General features: G+C 61.9%; 18 protein-coding genes and 1 tRNA gene. 12 read left to right on the plus strand and 7 right to left on the minus strand.

The annotated features are described in order from the left end of the window. Positions 1-256: 256 nt before the first annotated feature. From IVA79_RS29625 to IVA79_RS29640, 4 genes are all read right to left on the minus strand, one after another. Complete coding sequence (locus IVA79_RS29625) at positions 257-3,571, minus strand: type I restriction endonuclease subunit R (protein WP_247559761.1); 3,315 nt, start codon at positions 3,569-3,571, stop codon at positions 257-259. Positions 3,572-3,887: 316 nt separating this feature from the next. Beyond that, entirely contained in the window at positions 3,888-5,267 is a 1,380-nt protein-coding gene (locus IVA79_RS29630) for a restriction endonuclease subunit S (protein WP_247559764.1), read from the minus strand. Further along, positions 5,264-7,246, minus strand: a complete 1,983-nt coding sequence (locus tag IVA79_RS29635; protein ID WP_247559767.1) for a class I SAM-dependent DNA methyltransferase — start codon at positions 7,244-7,246, stop codon at positions 5,264-5,266. The genes IVA79_RS29630 and IVA79_RS29635 overlap by 4 nt, the downstream gene beginning before the upstream one ends. Before the next feature lie 429 nt (positions 7,247-7,675). After that, a tRNA-Ser gene (locus IVA79_RS29640) sits at positions 7,676-7,765 on the minus strand. A 133-nt stretch (positions 7,766-7,898) separates the two neighbouring features. Here IVA79_RS29640 and IVA79_RS29645 point away from each other — a divergent pair. Beyond that, positions 7,899-8,762 carry an alpha/beta hydrolase gene (locus tag IVA79_RS29645; protein ID WP_247559770.1) on the plus strand — a complete coding sequence of 288 codons (864 nt, stop codon included), beginning with the start codon at positions 7,899-7,901 and terminating at the stop codon, positions 8,760-8,762. Positions 8,763-8,930: 168 nt separating this feature from the next. Here the strand turns inward: IVA79_RS29645 and IVA79_RS29650 are convergent, their stop codons facing one another. Continuing rightward, positions 8,931-10,061: an ROK family protein gene (locus IVA79_RS29650; RefSeq protein WP_247559772.1), complete on the minus strand. Its 1,131-nt coding sequence runs from the start codon at positions 10,059-10,061 to the stop codon at positions 8,931-8,933. Positions 10,062-10,379: 318 nt separating this feature from the next. On the opposite strand from IVA79_RS29650, the gene rplU reads away from it, so the two are divergent. The 3 genes from rplU (at position 10,380) to IVA79_RS29665 (ending at position 11,881) form a co-directional block, all read left to right on the plus strand. Then, the gene (gene rplU, locus IVA79_RS29655; protein WP_212081963.1) at positions 10,380-10,766 is read left to right on the plus strand and encodes a 50S ribosomal protein L21; all 387 of its coding nucleotides are present in this window, start codon (positions 10,380-10,382) and stop codon (positions 10,764-10,766) included. 102 nt (positions 10,767-10,868) lie between these two features. Then, positions 10,869-11,138 (plus strand): 50S ribosomal protein L27, encoded by a 270-nt coding sequence (rpmA, locus tag IVA79_RS29660; protein WP_018643862.1) that lies wholly within the window; start codon positions 10,869-10,871, stop codon positions 11,136-11,138. Between the two features lie 149 nt (positions 11,139-11,287). Beyond that, a complete protein-coding gene (locus tag IVA79_RS29665) occupies positions 11,288-11,881 on the plus strand; it encodes a GNAT family N-acetyltransferase (RefSeq protein ID WP_247559774.1) in 594 nt (197 codons plus the stop codon). A gap of 31 nt (positions 11,882-11,912) precedes the next feature. Here IVA79_RS29665 and IVA79_RS29670 read toward each other — a convergent pair whose 3' ends face one another. Beyond that, positions 11,913-12,827 (minus strand): DMT family transporter, encoded by a 915-nt coding sequence (locus IVA79_RS29670; RefSeq protein WP_247559776.1) that lies wholly within the window; start codon positions 12,825-12,827, stop codon positions 11,913-11,915. A gap of 253 nt (positions 12,828-13,080) precedes the next feature. Between IVA79_RS29670 and IVA79_RS29675 the strand changes: the two genes are divergently transcribed. From IVA79_RS29675 to IVA79_RS29685, 3 genes are all read left to right on the plus strand, one after another. After that, entirely contained in the window at positions 13,081-13,575 is a 495-nt protein-coding gene (locus IVA79_RS29675; protein ID WP_247559778.1) for a MaoC family dehydratase, read from the plus strand. 85 nt (positions 13,576-13,660) lie between these two features. After that, positions 13,661-14,701 (plus strand): GTPase ObgE, encoded by a 1,041-nt coding sequence (gene obgE, locus IVA79_RS29680; RefSeq protein ID WP_247559780.1) that lies wholly within the window; start codon positions 13,661-13,663, stop codon positions 14,699-14,701. A 98-nt stretch (positions 14,702-14,799) separates the two neighbouring features. Continuing rightward, entirely contained in the window at positions 14,800-16,434 is a 1,635-nt protein-coding gene (locus IVA79_RS29685) for an alkaline phosphatase family protein (protein ID WP_247559782.1), read from the plus strand. A 187-nt stretch (positions 16,435-16,621) separates the two neighbouring features. Here the strand turns inward: IVA79_RS29685 and IVA79_RS29690 are convergent, their stop codons facing one another. Next, positions 16,622-17,587, minus strand: coding sequence for a Bug family tripartite tricarboxylate transporter substrate binding protein (locus tag IVA79_RS29690; protein ID WP_247559784.1), 966 nt, complete (start codon positions 17,585-17,587; stop codon positions 16,622-16,624). 191 nt (positions 17,588-17,778) lie between these two features. Between IVA79_RS29690 and proB the strand changes: the two genes are divergently transcribed. From proB to rlmH, 5 genes are all read left to right on the plus strand, one after another. Then, a complete protein-coding gene (proB, locus tag IVA79_RS29695) occupies positions 17,779-18,900 on the plus strand; it encodes a glutamate 5-kinase (RefSeq protein WP_247316507.1) in 1,122 nt (373 codons plus the stop codon). Positions 18,901-19,116: 216 nt separating this feature from the next. After that, positions 19,117-20,412 (plus strand): glutamate-5-semialdehyde dehydrogenase, encoded by a 1,296-nt coding sequence (locus tag IVA79_RS29700; protein WP_247559786.1) that lies wholly within the window; start codon positions 19,117-19,119, stop codon positions 20,410-20,412. Positions 20,413-20,432: 20 nt separating this feature from the next. Beyond that, positions 20,433-21,077: a nicotinate-nucleotide adenylyltransferase gene (locus tag IVA79_RS29705; RefSeq protein WP_247559788.1), complete on the plus strand. Its 645-nt coding sequence runs from the start codon at positions 20,433-20,435 to the stop codon at positions 21,075-21,077. Between the two features lie 213 nt (positions 21,078-21,290). Continuing rightward, entirely contained in the window at positions 21,291-21,647 is a 357-nt protein-coding gene (gene rsfS, locus IVA79_RS29710; RefSeq protein WP_018318847.1) for a ribosome silencing factor, read from the plus strand. A gap of 109 nt (positions 21,648-21,756) precedes the next feature. Further along, positions 21,757-22,239, plus strand: coding sequence for a 23S rRNA (pseudouridine(1915)-N(3))-methyltransferase RlmH (gene rlmH / locus IVA79_RS29715; protein WP_247559790.1), 483 nt, complete (start codon positions 21,757-21,759; stop codon positions 22,237-22,239). The last annotated feature ends 10 nt before the right edge of the window (positions 22,240-22,249 follow it).

The raw sequence follows: 22,249 nt of genomic DNA on the forward strand, positions 1-22,249 counted from the left end.
GTTCAAGGGGGGGCACCCGGTCTCCGAGGGACTTCGGTCCCCCGGACAACAATAAACGCTAAAACAACCCCATGCACAGTAGACGGGGGCTTTGAGATCAATGGGTTACAAGGCAGTACTCATGGCGTGGCCGGATTTCGAATGACGCCGCGCGTCGTTGATCCGTCGGGCAAAACAGGGGCATAATGTCACCATCGCCAAGCTTGAGATATGCACGGGGGAGCACACCCGAGCTGCTTCTGCCCAGCAGCGTGTTTCACGATGACGATGGCGTCGGACGATCGTACGTCGCGGAAAAGACCGTATCGGTAAGCCAGCGCTTGAATTCGGGATTATCACTAAATTGTTTGAACAGCTCGGTGTCATCCTTCATCAATCCGATGATCACGCCTGCCAATGCTTTGTCGTGCTCGATCCGAGCATTCTGTTTGTCTGAATTTTTCTGGGCGTTCTGATAGGCCGGGTTTGCGGCCACCTTGCCTGGTATCACGGTCGCAATAAGGTGGCGGATGCGGTCCGTATCCGCCCAAGTAATGTTCCCAAACAGGTCATTGAAGCTGCGGATGATATTGGACAGACGATCGAGCTCGGGTTCGGCTCTGTGTCCGCCGCCATCGGTAGGCACCGGGTCGATCTCCGCGTCCTGATCCGAAAGCTGCACCCGTTGCGCTGCCTGCTTCTCGACCCGATAACTGTCCATGTCGATGGCCTCGAGAATCCCCTTGGACAGATCCTCCTCCCGCGGAGCCGGTAACTTCGGAATCAGGAAGTTGAGGAAGATTGAGAGCTTCTCCCAATCCGCATTGGTGAAGGGCAGAATGGAGGAAATGAAAGCGTAGGTCCGTGCAAAGGCCTTGGCCTTACCCTTAAAATCGACCTGCCCGTCCTCGTCGAGGTCACGCACATAGGTCTCAACACAGAAATCCAGGATGGGATCGAGCCGGTCGCGATCCGCGCCCGCGAGATACAGCTCGACGAGCTGCTCGATCTGGGCGGGCTGATAGACTTGATGGCCGTCGAGACTGGCCTTGAGATCATGCAGCCGATTTGGATCGGTCTCGTCACTGAGGATCGTCGTCCGATAGAACGTGTCGAACGCAGCCCGGATCGTCTCGATATCGTTCATGAAGTCGAGCACGAACGTATCGTGCTTCTGCGGATGCGCGCGGTTCAGGCGTGAGAGCGTCTGAACCGCCTTGATCCCCGAAAGAGCCTTGTCGACATACATCGTATGGAGCAACGGCTGGTCGTAGCCAGTCTGGAACTTGTCCGCGCAAATCAGGAAGCGATAGGGATCAGTTTCGATACGCTCGGCAATATCCTTGGAGGGAAAGCCGTTGAGGCTGGCTTCGGTGACCTTGGCGCCCTTGAATTCATGCTCCCCGGAGAAGGCAACGATTGCACGGTAGGGACTCTTGCGCTCGATCAGATAAGCGCTTACCGCTTGATAATACTGGATCGCGCGCTCGATTCCCGAGGTCACGACCATCGCTCGCGCCTGACCGCCGATCTTGTTCAGTGCTAGCACTTGCTCGTGGAAATGATCCACCATGATCTCGGCCTTGAGACGGATCGCGTGATCGTTGCTCTCGACATAGCGCCGAAGCTTCTTGGTCGCGCGCTTAGTGTCGAATTCCGGATCGGCTTCCACCGTCTTGACCAACCTGTAATAGCTATTGACCGGCGTGTAGTCGGTGAGGACGTCGAGAATGAACCCTTCCTGGATCGCCTGCTTCATCGTGTAGCTGTGGAAAGGGCGGTGCTTGACCTTGTCACCCTCCGGCCAGGGTTCGCCGAAGATTTCCAGAGTCTTGTTCTTGGGCGTCGCGGTGAACGCGAAATAGCTCGCATTGGGGAGCATCTTGCGGCTCTCCATGATCGCGTTGATTTTATCCTCGAGGGTCTCGTCGCCGTCTTCGGCGCCGGACAATGCAGTGTTCAGAGCCGCTGCTGCCCGGCCGCCTTGGCTCGAATGCGCCTCATCAATGATAATTGCAAAGCGCCGATCCCGGTGCTGCGAGCCGATGTCATCGAGGATGAACGGGAATTTCTGCACCGTGGTAATGATGATCTTCTTGCCGCCAGTGATAAAGCGGCGAAGATCGCCTGAGCGTTCGGCATGGCCGACTGTGGCGCCGACTTGCGCGAACTGTTTGATCGTGTCGCGAATCTGCTGATCGAGGATACGGCGGTCTGTCACGACGATCACTGAATCGAACACCTGGCCGGCAGTGTTCGCAAGCGCTACCAGCTGATGCGCGAGCCAAGCGATCGAGTTTGATTTGCCAGACCCGGCCGAATGCTGGATCAGCACCCGCCGCCCTGCTCCTTTGGCTTTGGCGTCGGCTAGCAACTTGCGAACCACATCCAACTGATGGAACCGCGGAAACAGCTGATCGCGCCTGGTCCGGTTGGTCTTGGGGTCCTTGCGCTCAACGATCTGCGCGTAGTTCTCAATGATATCGGTGAGGCCTACCGGTGTCAGAATATCCTTCCAGAGATAGTCGGTCTTGATCCCCGCCGGGTTCGGCGGGTTGCCGGCGCCGTCGTTCCAGCCCATATTGAAGGGCAGGAACCATGACGCCTTGCCCTTAAGCTGGGTGCAGAACTTGACCTGCGTGTCGTCGACCGCGAGATGCACGATGCAGCGGCCGAACTCGAACAGCTTTTCGCGTGGATCGCGGTCGCGCTTGTATTGCTCGACGGCGTCCTCGACGGTCTGCTTTGTCAGGCTGTTCTTGAGTTCGAACGTGGCGATCGGTAGGCCGTTGATGAACAGTGCCAGATCGAGCGCATGGGCCGTGTCGGCGCGGCTGTAGCGCAGCTGGCGGGTGACCGAGAACCGGTTCAGCGCAAAGCGTTCAGCGGCCTTGGGATTGCCTGGTGACGGCGTGCCGTAGAACAACTCGACATCGTGCGCGCCGTGCTTCACCCCCTTGCGCAGCACGTCGATAGCGCCGCGTTTGCCTATCTCGCCCTGAAGCCGGGCCAGGAATTTCTGCCGTGTCGGGCTGTCGTGGTCGAGGTCAAACGCCACCACCAGCGGCTGCTGGGTCGCGCCGATGAAAGCACGCAGCTGTACGAGATCGACGGTCCAGGCGCGATCATAGGCCTTGGGATCGCCGAGGAGCCAGTTATGGAGGCCAACAAAGGGCTCGGGGTTCTCGTCAAGTCCGCCACCAGCCGCTGCTTTGCGGCCGGTCATGTCAGCGACGATGAGGGTCTCTAAACCTCGCTCACTAACATCGGCCTTCTCTGCCCTTGGGGAAATTTCTGCACGCAGGACCGGAATGTCTTCAAAGAAGGCAGTTAAGTTCTTGTCTTGCGATTCAAGCCCGGCCACTATTTTCTCCGCTCCACTCGGGGGCATGAGCAAGCGGACTCGAATACTGTTCGCCGGCGAGACCGAGACAAACGAAACTTCGGATACGCGCACTCCGGCGTATGCGGCCGCCATCGAAACGAATCTCGTTCGCTGGCCTTCCGTCATCTCATCAGGATTCAGAGCTAGGATGAAGTCGATCAGAACCTGCTGTTCCGGCGACGCCAGAATTGGCGGTGGATTCTTCAACGCACAAGGATCATTCTTGTAGGCCCGGAGAGTTGCCTCCCCCCACTTTTCATTGTCGGCCCTCTGATGGCAGTTCGCACAAAGCGCTATCAGATTATTTGCGCCATGGTTTTTTGACTTGCTCCACGCACGTATATGCGCTCGCTCCAACGGTGTCGGTTCGCAGCATACGGCGCACCTGTGACGAGCTTGAAATAAGACTTCGCGCTGAACAGCGATCGGTATTGCGGGACGATTGGGCACTTCTTAGTCCCTTTCGGCGCACTGCATCGGCAGGACAGGACTGGTATCAGCTGCGTCTATGGCAGGCATGTTATCACGCAGCCTCATCTTCAGAATCGACCTCAGACTCCATGATGTCATCGTCCTCGGCAACATCGTCGACGGCCTCAACTTCGATGGTATCGGACAGACTAGCAGCCGTGGTGCGGACATCGAGTTTGCCGGTGACGGCGTCGGCGATCAAGCGAGCCCGAAACTCCTCGATCAGCGACACCTCACTAACGATTTTGGAAATGGCAGCATTAATTTCTGCGGTGGCGGCACGAACCGCCTCTACGATAGCAATCTGCTCCTCAATCGGAGGAACCGGCATTTTGATCCCGATAAATCGAGATGGGGCAATGGTATTCCGCAAACCAGTGTAGAGCGGACCAAGCAGCTTTCGATCATCCATCGCGATATAAAATAGCTCGACAAACTCCGGATCGATCGAGCCCTTAAACGAAAAAACTGTGTACGCTCCCGTGATCATCCCTTCGCAGCGAGATAGACCAACCGTTCGGGGTGTTTCAGGGATATCGAACAGACAGAAGATGATATCTCCCGCACTCACGATCTGGGAAGTTCCCATATCTGCAGAAAACTTTCCCTTTCCGCTTTCAACATCGCGAACGATCACACCCTTCTTTGTGAGCGAAAGAAGTTGAAACTGATTATGAGCGTCGCCGACAAGCGACTTCCGCTTCTTCAGAAATGCGCGATTTGGAAGCATCTGCCAGTGTTCGGGGACACTACGCACCCAAGACACTCCAGAGGACTTGAACTTAACGTTGGGATCGAGGCCGCGGGTGACGAGGCCGTGGATGATCTCCTGCTTCTGCTCGTCCAGGAGCGCGATGACCTTCTTCTTCGCTCGGATCAGCTTCGTGGCCCGCGCTCCATGCCAATCCAGAAACCGCACAATAAGCCGCTGCTCTTCGAGCGGCGGCACCGGTAGCCGAATGTCATAGAAGTCATCTGTGTAAAGGCGCCAAAATCCCTCGACGATGCCCTTGGCCCTTACTCGAAGCTCGGTGCGGCAAGCGGCAGACTTCAAGACATATTCAAAGAATCTGACGTTGGCACGCGGTTTCGGTCGCAACACCGTATAGTCCGGACTGATCAAGCCAGATTGCTTCGCACACGCGAACACCCCAAGGTGCGCCTTGAGACGATTCAGAACGAGATCTTCCTTTTCGACGAGTTTCGCTCCGACGTAACTCTCAGAGACGAGAGACTTTTCAACTTGGCTCGCTGGTACAAGTCCTAGACGTTGGCTCATTGACAAGTGGGTTTCTTCACCCGTCATCGAACGACCATCGACTTCCCGGAAGATATATTTGCTGCGGAAGACATCCCAATGGGTCGGCACGTCACCAATCCACAACAGGCCGCTCGGCTTCATCTCCGGATAGGGGCGAAGTCCCTCGATCATCGGGAGGCCCCGAAGATGTCGGCCATCAGGCCCTTAGTCTCGCGTTCTAGCGCCCGCATGTCGGCGCGGATGGCTTCGAGCGGACGCAGAGGCTGCGGCTTGTAGAAATGTCGAGTGAAACTGATCTCGTAGCCAATCGTGGTCTTGGCTTGGTCGACCCAAGCGTCGGATGCATGCGGTAGCACTTCGCGGCGAATGAACGCCTCGACCCCGCCCGACTCCTGCAGCGGCACTGTCTCGGTGTCCCGCAGATCGCCATCCGGCTCGTATTCGACCACGCAGGCCTTGCCGTCGATGGTGAGCGGGAATAGTCCGTGCATCGGATCGGGATCGACCTTACCCGCTTTGTGAATCCTGCGGATCACCGGCGCGCCGCCCTCGGCGATGCGCCCCTCCTCCTTCAGCGCCTTGATCTCCTTCGGCGTGTAGGCCCGCATCACCTCGATCCCTTTAGCTCGCAAGGGTCGCTCGACCGTAACCTTGGAATAGCCAAACTCTGCATTGTCAAAGATCCGCGATTGCTCGGTCTCTTCGAACGCCAAGAAGACCGCGAGAATTCGTTCGATGTCGGCCTTGGTCAGTTCACAGTTCTTCTTGCCCAGGTTCTTGCGCAGCGGCTTGGACCATTGGGTCGCATCGATCAATTGCACCTTGCCGCGTCGGTGGCTGGGCTTGCGGTTCGACAGCACCCAGACATAGGTGGCGATGCCCGTGTTGTAGAACATGTTCAACGGCAGGGCGACGATGCCCTCCAGCCAGTCGTTTTCGATCACCCAGCGCCGTACATTGCTTTCGCCGGAGCCTGCATCGCCAGTAAATAGCGACGAACCATTGTGCACCTCGGCGATGCGCGACCCTAGCGGCGTATCGTGCTTCATCTTTGACAGCATGTTCGCCAGAAACATCATCTGCCCGTCGCTGGATCGGGTGACAAGACTGTATTCCGGATCGCCAGCATGCTCGATTACGAAGCGTGGATCGCGCAAGCCCAGCTTGCCTCCCATACGCTCCTGATCACTCTTCCAGCTCTTGCCGTAGGGCGGATTCGACAGCATGAAATCGAATTCCCTCGACGGAAAAGCATCATTCGCAAGCGTTGACCATTCCGGTCCGCCGACCATGTTGTCGGCCTCTTCGCCCTCGCCCTTGAGCAGCAAATCGGCTTTGGCGATGGCATATGTCTCGCCGTTGATCTCCTGCCCGAACAGATGGGTGGATACTTGCTTGCTATGCTGCAGAGCCAGTTCCTTCAGCGTTGCTTCTCCGACGGTGAGCATACCGCCAGTGCCACACGCGCCATCATAGAGGAGATAGGTGCCAGACTGGATCTGGTTGGCGATCGGCACGAAGATAAGCTTCGCCATCAACTTCACGGCGTCGCGCGGCGTCCAATGTTCGCCCGCTTCTTCGTTGTTAGCCTCGTTGAAGCGGCGAACCAACTCTTCGAAAACCGTGCCCATCGCGTGATTGTCCAGGCCGGGATGCTTCTCCGAGCCGTCGCCGTTCAGCACCGGCTTCGGACCTAAATTGATCGAGCTGTCGAGGAATTTCTCAATTAGCGTGCCCAACACGTCGGCCTTCGACAGTTTCGGCACCTGGTTGCGGAATTCGAAATTGTCGAGGATCACCTGCACGTTCGGTGAGAAGCCATCGAGGAAAGCTTCAAAATCCGCCTTCAACTGGGCTTGCGAGGCGCGGTTGCGCAAATCGCGTAGGTTGAACGGAGACGTGTTGTAGAAGGCCTCCCCCGCGGCCTGGCGCAGCGCCGCATCCTGATTAGCGACGCCGGCGCTATCGAGATTGCTCTTCATCGACAGTACGGCAGCCTTGGTCGGCTCCAGCACCGCATCGAGACGGCGCAGAACCATCATCGGCAGGATCACATCGCGGTATTTGCCGCGTACATAGAGATCACGCAACGCATCGTCGGCGATACCCCAGATGAAGTTCGCAATCCAATTCAGATCACCGTTGCTCATTCCCTGACTGACTCCCCCGGACTTCCCAGACCGCTTGCCGCGCCGTCTCGATGAACCAGCCGCGTTCGCGCTCTCTGTAGCTTCTCGTATTCTTCAACGACCGTCACCACGACGACCAGTCGCCCGTGCTCCTGCTCCTCAACAGTCGCGGCTCCGCGCGCGCCAAATCAAAGAGGCGCCCAAAGCGATCTTTGGCGCTTGTGGCCGACATCTCTTGCAAGTTGTCCCGACCGAATCACGCGACTTTTCGACATTTTGGCCACTCAATCAAGGTTGGGAGGCCAATATCCAAATGCGCCTAATTGCCTATGCCGGCCCAAAGCACCGTGAGGCCAGTAAGACCTGAAGTGTGCCATCGGCATCATTATCCGGGCGATCGCCGCGACGGAAAAATCCAGGCAGGAATTGAAGGCCCGTTGATGAGATTTATGGCGGAGAGGGAGGGATTCGAACCCCCGATAGGCTTGCACCTATGCCGCATTTCGAGTGCGGTGCATTCAACCACTCTGCCACCTCTCCTGAAGGCGCCATATAGGAGCTGCGGCCCCTGTGGTTGGGGCGTTAATAGGCGAGGATGGCGGGCCAGACAAGGCGCGGGAGAGGAAAATCCGCTGCCTCTTTCACCCTTGTCCAGGCCCTCGGAGGAACTGCCATGGAGCATCTGACGATCTCGGCCAATGGCACAAGCTTCCACCTGGTTCGCGCTGGAAGCGGAAAACCGCTGCTTTTGCTGCATGGTTGGCCGGAATTCTGGCTGACTTGGGAGCCGGTGATGGCCCGGCTTTCGGACCGCTTCACCCTGATCGCGCCCGACCTGCGCGGTTTCGGCGACAGCGACAAGCCGGATGGGCCTTACGGGCCGGACGGCCATGCGGCGGACATGCTGGCGCTGATGGACGGGCTTGGCATCGACCGATTCGGCGTGGTCGGCCACGATGTCGGCGGCGCCGTGATGCAGCCGCTGGCGCGGCAGGCGGCGAAGCGGCTCGCCGGGCTGTTCTTGTTCGATTTCGTCTATCCCGGGATCGGGCCGCGCATGGCGGCGCCCGATCGGCTCAATCACATCTGGTACCAGTCCTTCCACCAGATGGAGATGGCCGTGCCGCTCGTTGGCGCCAGCCGCGAAAGCTGCCGGCTCTATATCAGCCATTTCCTCAAGGGCTGGGCGCATCGAAAGAACGCCTTCGATGACGTCCTCGATGCCTTCGCCGACAACTTCTTCAAAGACGGCAATCTCGCCGGCGGCTTTGCGCATTACCGGGCGTCACATGCGGGGCGGGTCGCGATGATCAAGGGTGAAGCCGTCAGGCTGCCGCCGATCACGGTGCCGACCTGCGTGCGCTGGGCCGAGCACGACCCGCTGTTTCCCTATGCCTGGACGGATCGGCTTTCCGAGACGTTCAGCGCGCTGGATCTCAAGATGTTTCCCGGCGTCGGCCACTTCCCGCATCGGGAAGATCCGGATCGCGCAGCCGCGGAGATCGCGGGGTTTTTTCAGCGTGTGGGCTGGAGTTGAAAAATGGGGTGGGACCGCCAGACGCGGTAAACACTGGCGGTCCCGTGCCGCTCATTGAAACTCTGGCCGGGAAGGGCGGCTTCGCAGGCCAGGCGAGGCGACGATTTGACCGTAGCGTGCGGCCCGCTTCATGCAACGCAATCCGCCCCTTAACCTAACCAGTCAAGGTTACTCCTTGTCGTTCTTACCTTTTTTCTTCCCGTTCTCCGTGGAATCACGGTCCTTGCCGTTGCTGTTCTCCTTGCGGCGGTTGGTGAAGCGGGCATTGCCAAGGCCGGTGCCGATGGTGAGCACGCCCCAGCGATCGAACTCCTGCATGAACGGCACTTCCGACAGGCCCTGAACCACGCCGTCATTGTGCATCAGGACCGCGGTGTCGTGCTCGCCGATCTCGGGGATGGCCTCGACGAGGCTCGCCGGCAGGTTGAACTTGCTGCTCTCCCAATTGCCCGGCAGGTTCTGCGCGCCCTTCTCGATGGAGCCGTCCGCGTTGATCACGCCGGGACAGGCGATGCCGATGAAGGGTGCGAGCTTGAAGCCTTCGGCCTCGGCGTCCTCGATCAGGCCTTCGAGCATCTTGACCAGCCGCTTGACCGCGGCTTCGCGGCTCGGCTCGTCATCGGCATGGCGCCACAGGTCGGATTTGAACACGATCGCCTTGGACAGATCGGCCGCCTTCTTCCAACGGGTCTCGACGATGCCGCAGCGGATGTTGGTGCCGCCGATATCGACCGCGAGGATGCTGTCATAGGCCTCGAAGATCCAGGACGGTGCGAGGTGCAGGGCCCCGATCAGCCCGGCATCGTCAGGATCGAAGCGGATCGGCACCAGATCGACCTTGAAGCCGTCCGATTTGAGGATGATCTCGGCCCGGGCAATGGCGATTTCGCCGAGCCGGCTAGCGCGAAAGCCGCCGCCGACCACGATGCACTCGGTCTTGGCCCAGGCCTTGGTCTTGAGAAACCGCCGCGTGACGTAAGCGAGCTCCTGCGCAAAATCCTCGATCGCGCTGTGCACCACGGCTGTGGCCTCGGTATTGTCGCCGACCAGAACGGCATCGAGCGCCTTCTTGCTGATCTTGTCGGACGGCTCCTCGCCAAAAGGATCCTCGCCGCTCTTGCGCAGCGGCTTGCGCCACTCCTCGAGGATGTCGCGAAACGCGCCCTTGCTGGCGCGGTCGCCGAGAAAGCCGTCGTCGTCCTTGAGCTCGATGTTGAAACTGTCGACGTCGACCGAGGGCAGGCGGTCCGCCCCGTGCTGGGCGATGCCCGTCGACTTGACCAATTCGTCCGTTGCCATGATAGCCCTTGCCCGAATGTCCGATTTGCCGGGACAACGGGGAGGGAACCCGTTGGTTGCAAACCGGCCGCGGATTCGGCCGATGCCTTGGAAGGCAGCCAAATCCTTCAAATCCCGGCGGTTTTCCTTGACTCTTCGCGCCCGGCGGCTATAAGTCCCGCAACCGGCGCGGGGCGTTTCTCGCGCCGCTTGTTTTTGCGTGGGTTTTCAAAGGGATAACTCCCACCCGCACAAAACTCGCATAAACCCATAGCGACTGGCAAAAAGCCGGCCCCGACAATCCGTCGCGAGGCCGGGATTGAACACGGAGAAAAAACGATGTTCGCAGTCATCAAAACCGGCGGCAAGCAATACCGCGTCGAGCCGGATGATGTTCTCGAAGTAGGCAAGATCGAAGGCGAAGTCGGCTCGATCATGCAGTTGAATGAAGTGCTGGTGGTCGGCGGCGACACGCCGGTGCTGGGCGTTCCGACGGTCGCAGGCGCGTCCGTTGCGGTCGAGGTGCTCGACCACAAGCGCGGCCCCAAGGTCATCGCGTTCAAGAAGCGCCGCCGCAAGAATTCGCGCCGCAAGCGCGGCTATCGCGACGAGATCACGGTGCTTCGCATCAGCGAGATCCTGACTGACGGCGCCAAGCCCACCAAGGGCCCGCGTCCGAAGCGGGAGAAGGTGGCGAAGGAGCCGGCAGCGGAAGCCGCCGAATAAATAGAATTGATCACGCCAATTCACGAATTGATGCGTGAGAAATTTTGAAATGATTCCGTCAAGGAATTGATCTAGAAATACGCAGGATTTCGGAGACGGGCCATGGCTCACAAAAAAGCAGGCGGTTCATCGCGTAACGGACGCGATTCCAAGGGCAAGCGCCTCGGTATCAAGGCGTTCGGCGGGGAGATCGTCACTCCCGGCAACATCATTGCGCGTCAGCGCGGCACCACCTGGCACCCCGGCCTTAATGTCGGCATGGGCACGGACCACACTTTGTTCGCCAAGGTCGAAGGTCGTGTCGCGTTCCAAGCCAAAGCCAACGGCCGCACCTTCGTATCGGTGCTCCCGATCGCAGAGGCTGCTGAATAGACGGTGGACCAAATTGGAGTCCGCCGGTCCCACTGAACCGGCGGAGTCCAGATCACAAGAGATCGAAGGCTCCAGGGGAGGCGGGAAACCGGCCTCCCCTTTTCTTTTGACTTGCTCACTTTGACTTAGTGACTTTCACGGAGCCGGACATGTTGCAGGATTTCTCGAGCGTGACCGTGGCTGAGGCGAGACCGAGCGTCGTCGCCACCGAGCGGCTGACCTTGCGGCGGCCGACGCTTGCCGATGTCAAGACCATCGCCCGGCTCGCCAACGACCGCCGCATCGCGGAAAACACCCGCCGCCTGCCGCATCCCTATTCGCAGGACGACGCCGTCGAATTCGTCCGCGCCACCGCCGCGCTCGGCAGCGAAACCGTGTTCCTGATCGAGCACGACACCGGGCCGGTCGGCATGGTCGGCATCGACTGCTCCAGGCCCGGCGATGCCGAGCTCGGCTATTGGCTCGGCGTCGAGCATTGGGGCCGGGGCTTTGCCACCGAGGCCGCGCGCGGCGCGATCGACTTCTTCTTCGAGGAGTTCGAGGACGAGCATCTCTATGCCGGCGCGCGCGTCACCAACCCGGCCTCGCGCAAGGTGCTGGAGAAGTGCGGCTTCCAGTGGAGCGGCGTGCAGCTGCATCGCTTCCTCGCGCTGGGCTCGTCGACGCCGGTCGACTGCTTCCGCTTGTCGCGCGGGGTGTGGGCCTCGCTGAAGAGCTGGAGCAGCGCAAGGAGGATGAGGTAGGCGACACTTACCCTCCCCTGGAGGGTAAGGGCTACGCCGGCGGATTCACCTCTGCACTCTCACGCCCGAGATCGCGCTCGCGCAAATAGATATAGAATCCCGCACCGATAATGATGGCGGCGCCGATCAGCGTCGCCATTGACGGCACGTCGCCGAACACGACGAAGCCGAAGATCACGGCCCAGACGATCATCGAATATTGGTAGGGCACCACGACACTCGCCGGTGCCAGCTTGAGCGAGCGATTGACGCAGAACAGCGCCGTTACCGAAACGAGGCCGGCGGCAGCGAAGATCACAAGGCTGCCCGAGGTCGGCGGCACCCAGTGGAACGCGGACAGCGCCGCACCCAGCGAGAACGTGCCGACAAATTGCGTTGACGCCATCACGATGTCGGGCGTCTTGCGCAGGCTGCGCGTGATCAGCATCAGGGTTGCGAAGGACAGGCTGCCGCCGAGCGCGATCAGCGCCGGCAGGCTGACGGTCTGCGCCGACGGCCGCAGCGCGATCAGGACGCCGCAAAAGCCGATCAGGATCGCGGTCCAGCGCCGCCAGCCGACCTTTTCCCCTAAGAAGATCGCCGACATCGCGGTGACGAAGATGGGCCCGGCCAGATAATAGGTGATGACGTCGGCGAGCGGCAGGTAGACCGTGGCCAGGAAGAAGGCGGCAACTTCAAGCGTCGAGAGCACGACGCGGACCAGCTGCAGGCCCGGCCGCTCCAGATGCAGGAACTGATGACGCTGCTTCCAGATCAGCGGCGACAGCAGCAGCAGCGCCGCGCAGGCGCGCAGGAACAAGAGCTGTCCCACCGAATAAGTCCCGACCAGGAACTTGCCCATGGCGTCGCCGAACGAGAACATGAAGATCGACAGCACCATGAGCCCGATGCCGGCGAGGCGCGCGGAGCGATCATCATAAGCGGAGAGGTTCTTGAACAGGGGCATTGATCGGACTGTGAGCGGTCGTCATTGCGAGCGCAGCGAAGCAATCCAGAATCTTTCCGTGGAGACAGTCTGGATTGCTTCGCTGCGCTCGCAATGACGGGGAGACAGCGGCGGAAACCGGCGAATAGAGTCGCTTGCGGTCGTTTTAATGACGTGGGCGCGCTGGACAAGCCTGCAACGCCGAATTGAACGGATTGTCGCACTCTTCGCATCGCGGTAGCGGTAGAGGCCGCACCGACAAGAGAGCACTGACATGACCGATTTCGATCCCAGCCAGCATCGCATGATCCCCACGCAACGCTGGTTTGAGGATTTCGTCGTCGGCGAACGCTTCGTGCTGCCGAGCCGGACCCAGACCTCGGCGATCTTCGCGGCGTTCCAGACCGCGAGCGGCGACACCCATCCGGTGCACTACGATCTGGAATATTGCCGCAGTCGCGGCATGCCGCACCTGCTCGCCCACGGCTTCCAGACCCTGATCCACACCGCGCCCGGCGCCGGCCTGTTTCCGTTCATGGTCGAGGAATCCCTGGTCGGCTTCCTCGAGCAATCGAGCCGGTTTCTCAAGCCGGTGTTCGCCGACGACACCCTCTATCCGACACTGGAGGTCACTGAGCTCGTGCCGGGCCGTACGACCGGCACGGTGACGCTTCGCAGCACCGTGTTCAACCAGCGCAAGGAGCTGGTGCTGGAGGGGACGCAGAAGTTCCTGATCCGGCGCCGGCCCTCTGAAGTCGTCCGGGGTTAAGCAAGGGTCGCAATTCGCGGAGATTCGGCCGATTTGCGGGTCGATCCGGGTTGCCGCGCGGGACCTGCTGGCCTACCTATGGCCCATGAAATTCCTCGACGAAGCAAAGGTCTATATCCGCTCCGGTGACGGCGGGAACGGCTGCGTGGCGTTCCGCCGCGAGAAGTTCATCGAGTTCGGCGGTCCCTCCGGCGGCAATGGCGGCCGCGGCGGCAATGTCATCATCGAGGTCGCCGACGGCCTCAACACGCTGATCGACTATCGCTACCAGCAGCACTTCAAGGCCCAGAAGGGCGAGAACGGCTCGGGCTCGGACCGCCACGGCGCCAACGGCAAGAACATCGTGCTGAAGGTGCCCATGGGCACGCAGATCTTCGACGAGGATCGCGAGACGCTGATCCACGACTTCACCAAGGTCGGCGAGAAATTCGTGCTGGCCGAGGGCGGCAATGGCGGCTTCGGCAACGCGCATTTCAAATCCTCGACCAACCGCGCGCCGCGCAACGCCAATCCCGGTCAAACGGGCGAAGAGCGCTGGATCTGGCTGCGGCTGAAGCTGATCGCCGATGCCGGTCTCGTCGGCATGCCCAACGCCGGCAAGTCGACGTTCCTGTCCAAGGTCAGCGCTGCCAAGCCGAAGATCGCCGACTATCCCTTCACCACGCTGCATCCGCAGCTCGGCGTCGTGAACGCCGACGGCCGCGAGTTCGTGCTGGCAGACATTCCCGGCCTGATCGAGGGCGCGCATGAAGGCACCGGTCTCGGCGACCGCTTCCTCGGCCATGTCGAGCGCTGCCGCGTGCTGCTGCATCTCGTCGACGCCACCTGCGAGCATGCCGGCAAGGCCTACAAGACGGTGCGCAAGGAGCTCGACGCCTATGGCGGGCAGCTCACCGACAAGATCGAGATCATCGCGCTGAACAAGATCGACGCGGTCGAGCCGGACGAGTTGAAGAAACAGAAGGACCGGCTCAAGCGTGCCGCCAAGAAGACGCCGCTGCTGCTGTCTGGTATCACCGGCGATGGCGTCAAGGAAGCGTTGCGCGCGCTGGCCGAGGTGATCGGCGAGGCCCCGGTGTCGGCCAAGGCGAAGAGCGCCGCCGAAGCGGAGCCTTGGTCGGCCTGAAGGAAGCGTCGCTCGCTCTAAACCTCTCCCTCCGGGAGAGGTTTTCTTCGCGCCATCAATAGCGCAATATCCGGCAAACGAAGGGTGGAGCGAGACGCATGGCGCGGGCGAAGAACGTTTTGTGGATCATGTGCGACCAGCTTCGCTATGATTATCTCGGCTGCACCGGCCACCCCACGCTGAAGACGCCGAACATCGACGCCATGGCCAAGCGCGGCGTGCTGTTCACCAAAGCCTATGTGCAATCGCCGATCTGCGGCCCGTCGCGGATGTCGTTCTACACCGGACGCTACATGCGCTCGCACGGCTCGCACTGGAACGGCTGGCCGCTGCGCGTCGGCGAGCCCACGCTCGGCGATCACCTCAAAAAGATCGGCGTGCGCAACGTGCTGGTCGGCAAGACCCACATGGCGCCTGATATCGAAGGCATGAAGGCGCTCGGCATTCCCCCGGAATCGATCATCGGCGTGCACGTCGCCGAATGCGGCTTTGAACCTTACGAGCGCGACGACGGCCTGCATCCGACGGGGCGGCCGCGGCCGAAATACGATGACTATCTACGCAGCCAAGGGTTTGAGGCCGCCAATCCCTGGGAGCATTGGGCCAATTCGGGCGCCGCGGAAGACGGTAGCTTGCAGAACGGCTGGCTGCTGGTGCATGCCGACAAGGCCGCGCGCGTGCCGGACGAGCATTCCGAGACGCCCTACATGACGCGGCGCGCGATGGACTTCATCAGCGAGGCCGAGACCGACGGAAGGCCATGGTGCCTGCACCTGTCCTACATCAAGCCGCACTGGCCCTATATCGCGCCCGAGCCCTACGCCAGCATGTACTCGACATCAGACATGATCCCGGTGATCCGCTCGATGCGCGAGCGGCAGAATCCGCATCCGGTGTTCGGCGCCTACATGGACATGCGCTACTCCCGCAACATGGCGCGCGATGATGCCCGCGAGAAGGTGATCCCGACCTATATGGGCCTGATCACGCAGATCGACGACCAGATGGGCGTGCTGATGAAGTTTCTGGAGGCGCGCGGCCTGCTGGAGACCACGATGATCGTGTTCACCTCCGATCATGGCGATTATCTCGGCGATCACTGGATGGGCGAGAAGGATTTGTTCCACGAACAGTCGGCGAAGATCCCGCTGATCATCATCGACCCCTCGCAAGAGGCCGACGCGACGCGCGGCACACGCAGCGATGCGCTGGTCGAGGCCATCGATCTGGCGCCGACCTTCGTCGATTATTTCGGCGGCAAGGTGCCGGGCCACATCCTCGAAGGACGCTCGCTGCTGCCGCTGCTGCGCGACTCCACGCCGCCGGATTGGCGCAAGGTCGCGTTCTCCGAATACGACTACGCCATGCAGGACGTACGTCTGAAGCTGAACCAGCCGCTCGAGCGTTGCCGCCTGTTCATGGTGTTCGACGGCCGCTGGAAATACATCCACGCCTCCGGCTTCCGCCCGATGCTGTACGATCTCGAAACCGATCCGGAAGAGTATCTGGACCGCGGTGACGATCCCGAATGCGCCGGCATCATCGCGCGGCTCCAGGCCGAGCTGTTCGACTGGGCGCTGCATCCGAATGACCACATCACCACGCCGCGTGAGAAGATCGCGGCCTATGCGGACAACCAGCTGCAGGTGAAGGGTGGGGTCTTGATCGGCATCTGGGATGAGGCCGAGCTTGCCGCGATCAAGGACGGCATCGCGCAGCGCGCGAAGATGTAGACCCTCATGGTGAGGAGGCGCGAAGCGCCGTCTCGAACCATGCAGGCCCAGCTGCTGCAGCGAAGGCCTCGATCCTTCGAGACGCCGCTTCGCGGCTCCTCAGGATGAGGAGAACGAGGGAGCGCGCCGCTGTCTCAGTTCGTCAAGCCCAACCATGACGACGGATTGTGGGGTGCTAAAACCGCCCTCAATTCTCGATCTTGTATCCGGTCGCTTTCACGATCGGCTGCCATAACGCGATGTTGGCGGCGAGCTCCTTGGTCAAGCCTTCCGGTGTCGACCCGACCGGAATGAGCCCGATGGCCGTCAGCCTCTCCTTCACCTCGGGCTTGGCCAGCGCGGCGCTGGCGGCGGCGCCGAGCTTTGCGGCAAATTCCGGCGGGCTGCCGGCGGGAAGCCACATGCCGTACCAGGCATCAGCGACGAGATCGATGCCGCTCTCCCTCAGCGTTGGAACGTCGGGCGCGAACGGCGAACGCTCAGCACTAGACACCGCGATGATCTTCACGCCCTTGGCGCGATGCTGCGGCAGCGCGTCGGCCAGCGTGGTGATCCCAAAAGAAATGTGACCGCCAACGAGGTCGTTGAGGATCGGCGCGCTGCCGCGATAGGGCACACGGGTCAGGGGGATGCCGAGGTCCTTCTCGAGCCTGGAGCCCATGAAGTGCGGAATGGTGCCGTTGCTCGGCACGCCGAACGACGTCTTGTCCGGATGCGCCTTGAGCCACGTCACGAAGCTCTTGAAATCGGACGCGTCGACCGACGGGTTGATCACCAGCGCGAATTCGAACCGCGCCAGCAGCGACACCGGCACGAAATCCTTGGCGGCATCGAAGCTCGGTGTCGTCTCCACCATCGGCAGCAGGTACATGGTCGGGCCCGTCGTCACCAGCACCATGCTGCCGTCGGCGCTTGCGCCCTTCACCGCCTTGATGCCGATCAGGCCGTCGCCGCCGGTGCGGTTCTCGACCACGACAGTTCGCTGCAGCACCGGCGCCATCTCCTGCGCGATCAGCCGGCACAGCGTGTCGCCGCCAGCTCCGGCTGCGAATGGGAAGATGACCTTTGTGAGCCCGGCCTGCGCTTGCACCTCGCCCGCCTGCGCCAGCAGCGGCACCCCCAAGCATCCGGCCATGAATGTGCGGCGATCCATTCGTTTCCTCTTTCGGCTTGTTATCGTTGGCCGCAATTAGAGCCAAGCGGACGCCCGACACAAGGCCGAGATGCGCCGTTTACCATGCCGGCTGCCTTGCGCCGGCCATCGTCCTGCTGCAAAAGCGGGCCTATCGGCGCCGCTCTCTCGCTCCGCCGTTTCCAATGCAGAGCAGATCGTCCAGGCGCACTATGGCCAGCCCCGAACTCAGTCAATTCCGCCGCATCGTCGTCAAGGTCGGCTCCGCGCTGCTGGTCGATTCCGACAGGGGCGAGGTGCGGGCGTCCTGGCTGGCCGCACTGGCCGACGACATGGCCAAGCTGCACCGCGAGGGCCGCGACGTTCTCGTCGTCTCCTCCGGCTCGATCGCGCTTGGCCGCAGCCGGCTCAAATTGCCGCGCGGTCCGCTGAAGCTGGAAGAGAGCCAGGCCGCTGCCGCGGTCGGCCAGATCGCGCTGGCGCGGATCTGGTCGGAGGTGCTTGGCGCCCACGGCATCGGGGCCGGCCAGATCCTGGTGACGCTGCAGGACACCGAGGAGCGCCGCCGCTATCTCAACGCGCGCTCCACCATCGGCAAGCTCTTGGAATGGCGCGCCATCCCCGTGATCAACGAGAACGACACGGTGGCGACCAACGAGATCCGCTACGGCGACAACGACCGCCTCGCCGCGCGCGTCGCCACCATGGCGAGCGCCGACCTCCTGGTGTTGCTGTCCGACATCGATGGCCTCTACGACGCCCCGCCGAAAAACAACCCGAACGCAAAGCTGATTCCGGTGGTCGAGAGCATCTCCTCGGAGATCGAGGCCGTGGCGGGAGACGCCGAGTCCGAGCTGTCGCGCGGTGGCATGCGCACCAAGGTCGAGGCTGCCAAGATCGCGACGACAGGCGGCACGCATATGCTGATCGCCTCCGGCAAGATCGAGCATCCCCTGCAGGCGATCGCCGATGGCGGCCGCTGCACCTGGTTCCTGACACCGGCCAATCCCATCACCTCGCGAAAGCGCTGGATCGCGGGCACGCTTGAGCCGAAGGGCACGCTGACGATCGATGCCGGCGCCGTGACGGCGCTGCGCGCCGGCGCCAGCCTGCTGCCGGCCGGTGTGATCAAGGTCGAGGGCCAGTTCGCCCGCGGCGACGCCGTGATCGTGCGCGGCCCCGATGGCAGCGAGGTCGGCCGCGGCCTGATCGCCTATGACGCAGAGGTCGCCGAGCGGATCAAGGGCCGCTCCTCGCCGGACGTGATGGCGATCCTCGGCATTAGCGGCAGGTCGGAGATGATCCACCGCGACGATCTGGTGGTGGGCGGGTAGGGGCCCGCCTCCGTCATTCCGGGGCGGTGCGCCAGCGCCGAACCCGGAATCTCGAGATTCCGGGTTCGATGCTTCGCATCGCCCCGGAATGACGCCGGGGCCGGTCTGTCGTCCAGGCCTCGTCCCACCCGGCCGAAGCCCAGCCATACCCTCCCCGGCCTTCGCAAATGCGGGATTTCCGTGCTAGGACACCGCCTTAGCAGAAGGTTTTGACCCATGGCCGCCCCCCTCAAAGCCGTAGACGGCAATGCCGATCTCCAGGCGCTGATGTCCGATCTCGGGACTCGTGCCCGCGCTGCCGCGCGCGTGCTGGCGCTGGCGCCGCCGGAGCAGAAGAACCGGGCGCTCGAAGCCATGGAACGGGCGATCCGCGGCAATGCTGCGGCGATCCTCGCCGCCAATGCCGAGGACGTCGCTGAAGCCCGTGCTTCCGGCAATGCCACCTCCTCCTTCATCGACCGCCTGACGCTGACCCCAGCGCGGGTTGAAGGCATGGCCGAGGGCATCAGCATCGTGCGCGGCATTGCCGATCCGATCGGGATCGTCACCGAGAGCTGGCAGCGGCCGAACGGCATGACGATCGAGCGCGTGCGCGTGCCGCTCGGCGTCGTCGGCGTGATCTTCGAGAGCCGGCCCAACGTCGCAGCGGACGCCGGCGTGCTGTGCCTGAAGTCCGGCAATGCCGTGATCCTGCGCGGTGGCTCCGACAGTTTCCGCTCGTGCCGCGCCATCCATGAATGCCTGGTGCAGGGCCTGCGCGAAGCCGGCCTGCCCGAAGCTGCGATCACGCTGGTGCCGACGCGCGACCGCGCGGCGGTCGGCATGATGCTGTCAGGGTTGAACGGCGCCGTCGACGTGATCGTGCCCCGCGGCGGAAAGAGCCTCGTCGCACGTGTCGAGCAGGAAGCGCGCGTGCCTGTCTTCGCGCATCTCGAAGGCGTCAATCACGTCTATGTCGATGCCAGCGCCGACCTTGCCATGGCGAAGTCGATCGTGCTGAACGCAAAGATGCGCCGCACCGGCGTCTGCGGCGCGGCCGAGACGCTGCTGGTCGATCGCGCCGCTGCCGGTAAAAATCTGAAGCCGCTGGTCGAGATGCTGCTAGATGCCGGCTGCGAGGTGCGCGGTGACGATGCCGTGCAGAAGACCGACACGCGCGTAAAACCTGCCGGCGAAGAGGATTGGGACACCGAATATCTCGACGCGATCATCGCGGCGAGGGTGGTGGACGGCGTCGACGGCGCGATCGCGCACATCCAGAACCACGGCTCGCATCATACCGACGCGATCGTGAGCGCGGATGAGCGTGCGGCGAACAAGTTCCTGAGCGAGGTCGATTCCGCGATCGTGCTGCACAACGCCTCGACGCAGTTCGCCGATGGCGGCGAGTTCGGCTTCGGCGCCGAGATCGGCATCGCCACCGGGCGTTTCCATGCCCGCGGCCCCGTCGGCGCTGAGCAGCTGACGAGCTTCAAATATCGCGTTCGCGGCACCGGGCAAACGCGGCCGTAAGCAACGTCGCGGGGCGGGCATTGAGCAACAATTTCGTCGCGCCACGTTTCTTCGCGCAGGCCATACCAACCCACACCTCGGGCATGCGCATCGGCCTGCTCGGCGGCTCGTTCAATCCGCCGCACCAGGCTCATCGCGCCATCAGCCAGTTCGCGCTGAAGCGATTGCAGCTTGACCGCATCTGGTGGCTGGTGACCCCCGGCAATCCGCTGAAGGAGAACGGCACGCTGCATGAGCTCGGCGCGCGCATGCAGGCGGCGCGCGACGTTGCCGACGACCCGCGGATCGAGGTCAGCTGTCTCGAATCCGTCATTCGTACCCGCTATACTATCGACACGATCAACACCTTGCGCCGCCGCCTCAGCGGCTTGCGCTTTGTCTGGATTATGGGCGCCGACAACCTCGCTCAATTCCATCGTTGGCAGCACTGGCGGCGCATCGCCGGCCAGGTGCCGATTGCGGTCATCGATCGCCCGCCGCAGAGCTTTCGCGCCCTCGCCTCCCCCGCTGCCCAGGCACTCCGGCGGTACCGCGTGCCGGAGAATGAGGCAGCCCTGCTCGCGGACCGACCGGCGCCCGCCTGGGTTTTCCTGACAGGAATGAAGCTAAATCTCTCTTCAACCGGCTTACGGAACCCGGATGGAAGCTGGAAAGGTACGAAGTGAGTCAGACCGTGCGGACATGTGGGGGCCTGGGGCTCTCTGGCATATTGAAACCCTTAACCCCACATGATGTAGTGTAACCGGTGAGCGCCGGATTCGGCGTTCGCGATACAGTGAAAGGAATGGTCCCTGACCGCATCTGTATTGTCCAAGACAGAGTCTGTTTTACCCAAGGTTGCCAAGCCGGCGCGTAAAACATCGACCAAAGCTGCGGCCTTGAAGGCGCAACCCGACGCCGACAAGACGCTGAGCCTGATCCTCTCCCGCCTCGAGGACATGAAGGCGGAAGAGACGGTCACAATCGACCTTCGCGGCAAATCGGCGTACTCCGACTACATGATCGTCACCACCGGCCGGGTGAACCGGCACGTTGGCGCGATCGCGGAAAACGTCGCCAAGGGCCTCAAGGAAAACGGCATCAAGAACATCCATGTCGAGGGCTTGCCCAATTGCGACTGGGTGTTGATCGATTCCGGCGACGTGATCGTGCACGTATTCCGACCCGAGGTCCGCGAGTTCTACAATCTCGAGCGATTGTACACGCAGGGCCCAGGGGCGGCGAAGGCGATCTAGGCTCATCGGGCCGATTTCGAATCGGCTGACGCGCATGCTAGCGTCGTGCGCGCGCTTATTGCGCGCGGTCTCGAAACGCGACCTGAAGATATCAGGCCCTGAAGATATCATGCGTGTTGCTGTCATTGCGGTGGGCCGGCTGAAGCAGGGCCCCGAACGGGAGCTTGCCGACCGCTATTTCGAGCGGTTCAGCGAAGCCGGCGGCAAGCTCGGATTCCGCGGGCTCAGTGTCTACGAAGTTGCCGAAAGCCGCGCGCGGGACACCGCGACGCGGATGACCGAGGAAGCCGCGGCGATCTCCGTCCATATTCCGGAAAAATCGATCCTGGTGGCGCTGGACGAGCGCGGCCAGAATCTCGAATCCACCGTATTCGCACGGCATCTTGGCCGCTGGCGCGACGAGGGGGCCGGACATACTATCTTCGTGATCGGAGGAGCGGACGGACTTTCGCCCGAATTGCGCCGTAAGGCCAAGCTCGCGATCGCGTTCGGCTCTGCGACCTGGCCGCACCAAATGGTCCGCGTCATGCTTCTGGAACAGCTTTACCGGGCCGCCACCATTCTGGCGGGCCACCCCTATCACCGCGCGTGACACGCGCCAC

The organism is Bradyrhizobium sp. 138, from assembly GCF_023074075.1.
Lineage (GTDB): Bacteria > Pseudomonadota > Alphaproteobacteria > Rhizobiales > Xanthobacteraceae > Bradyrhizobium.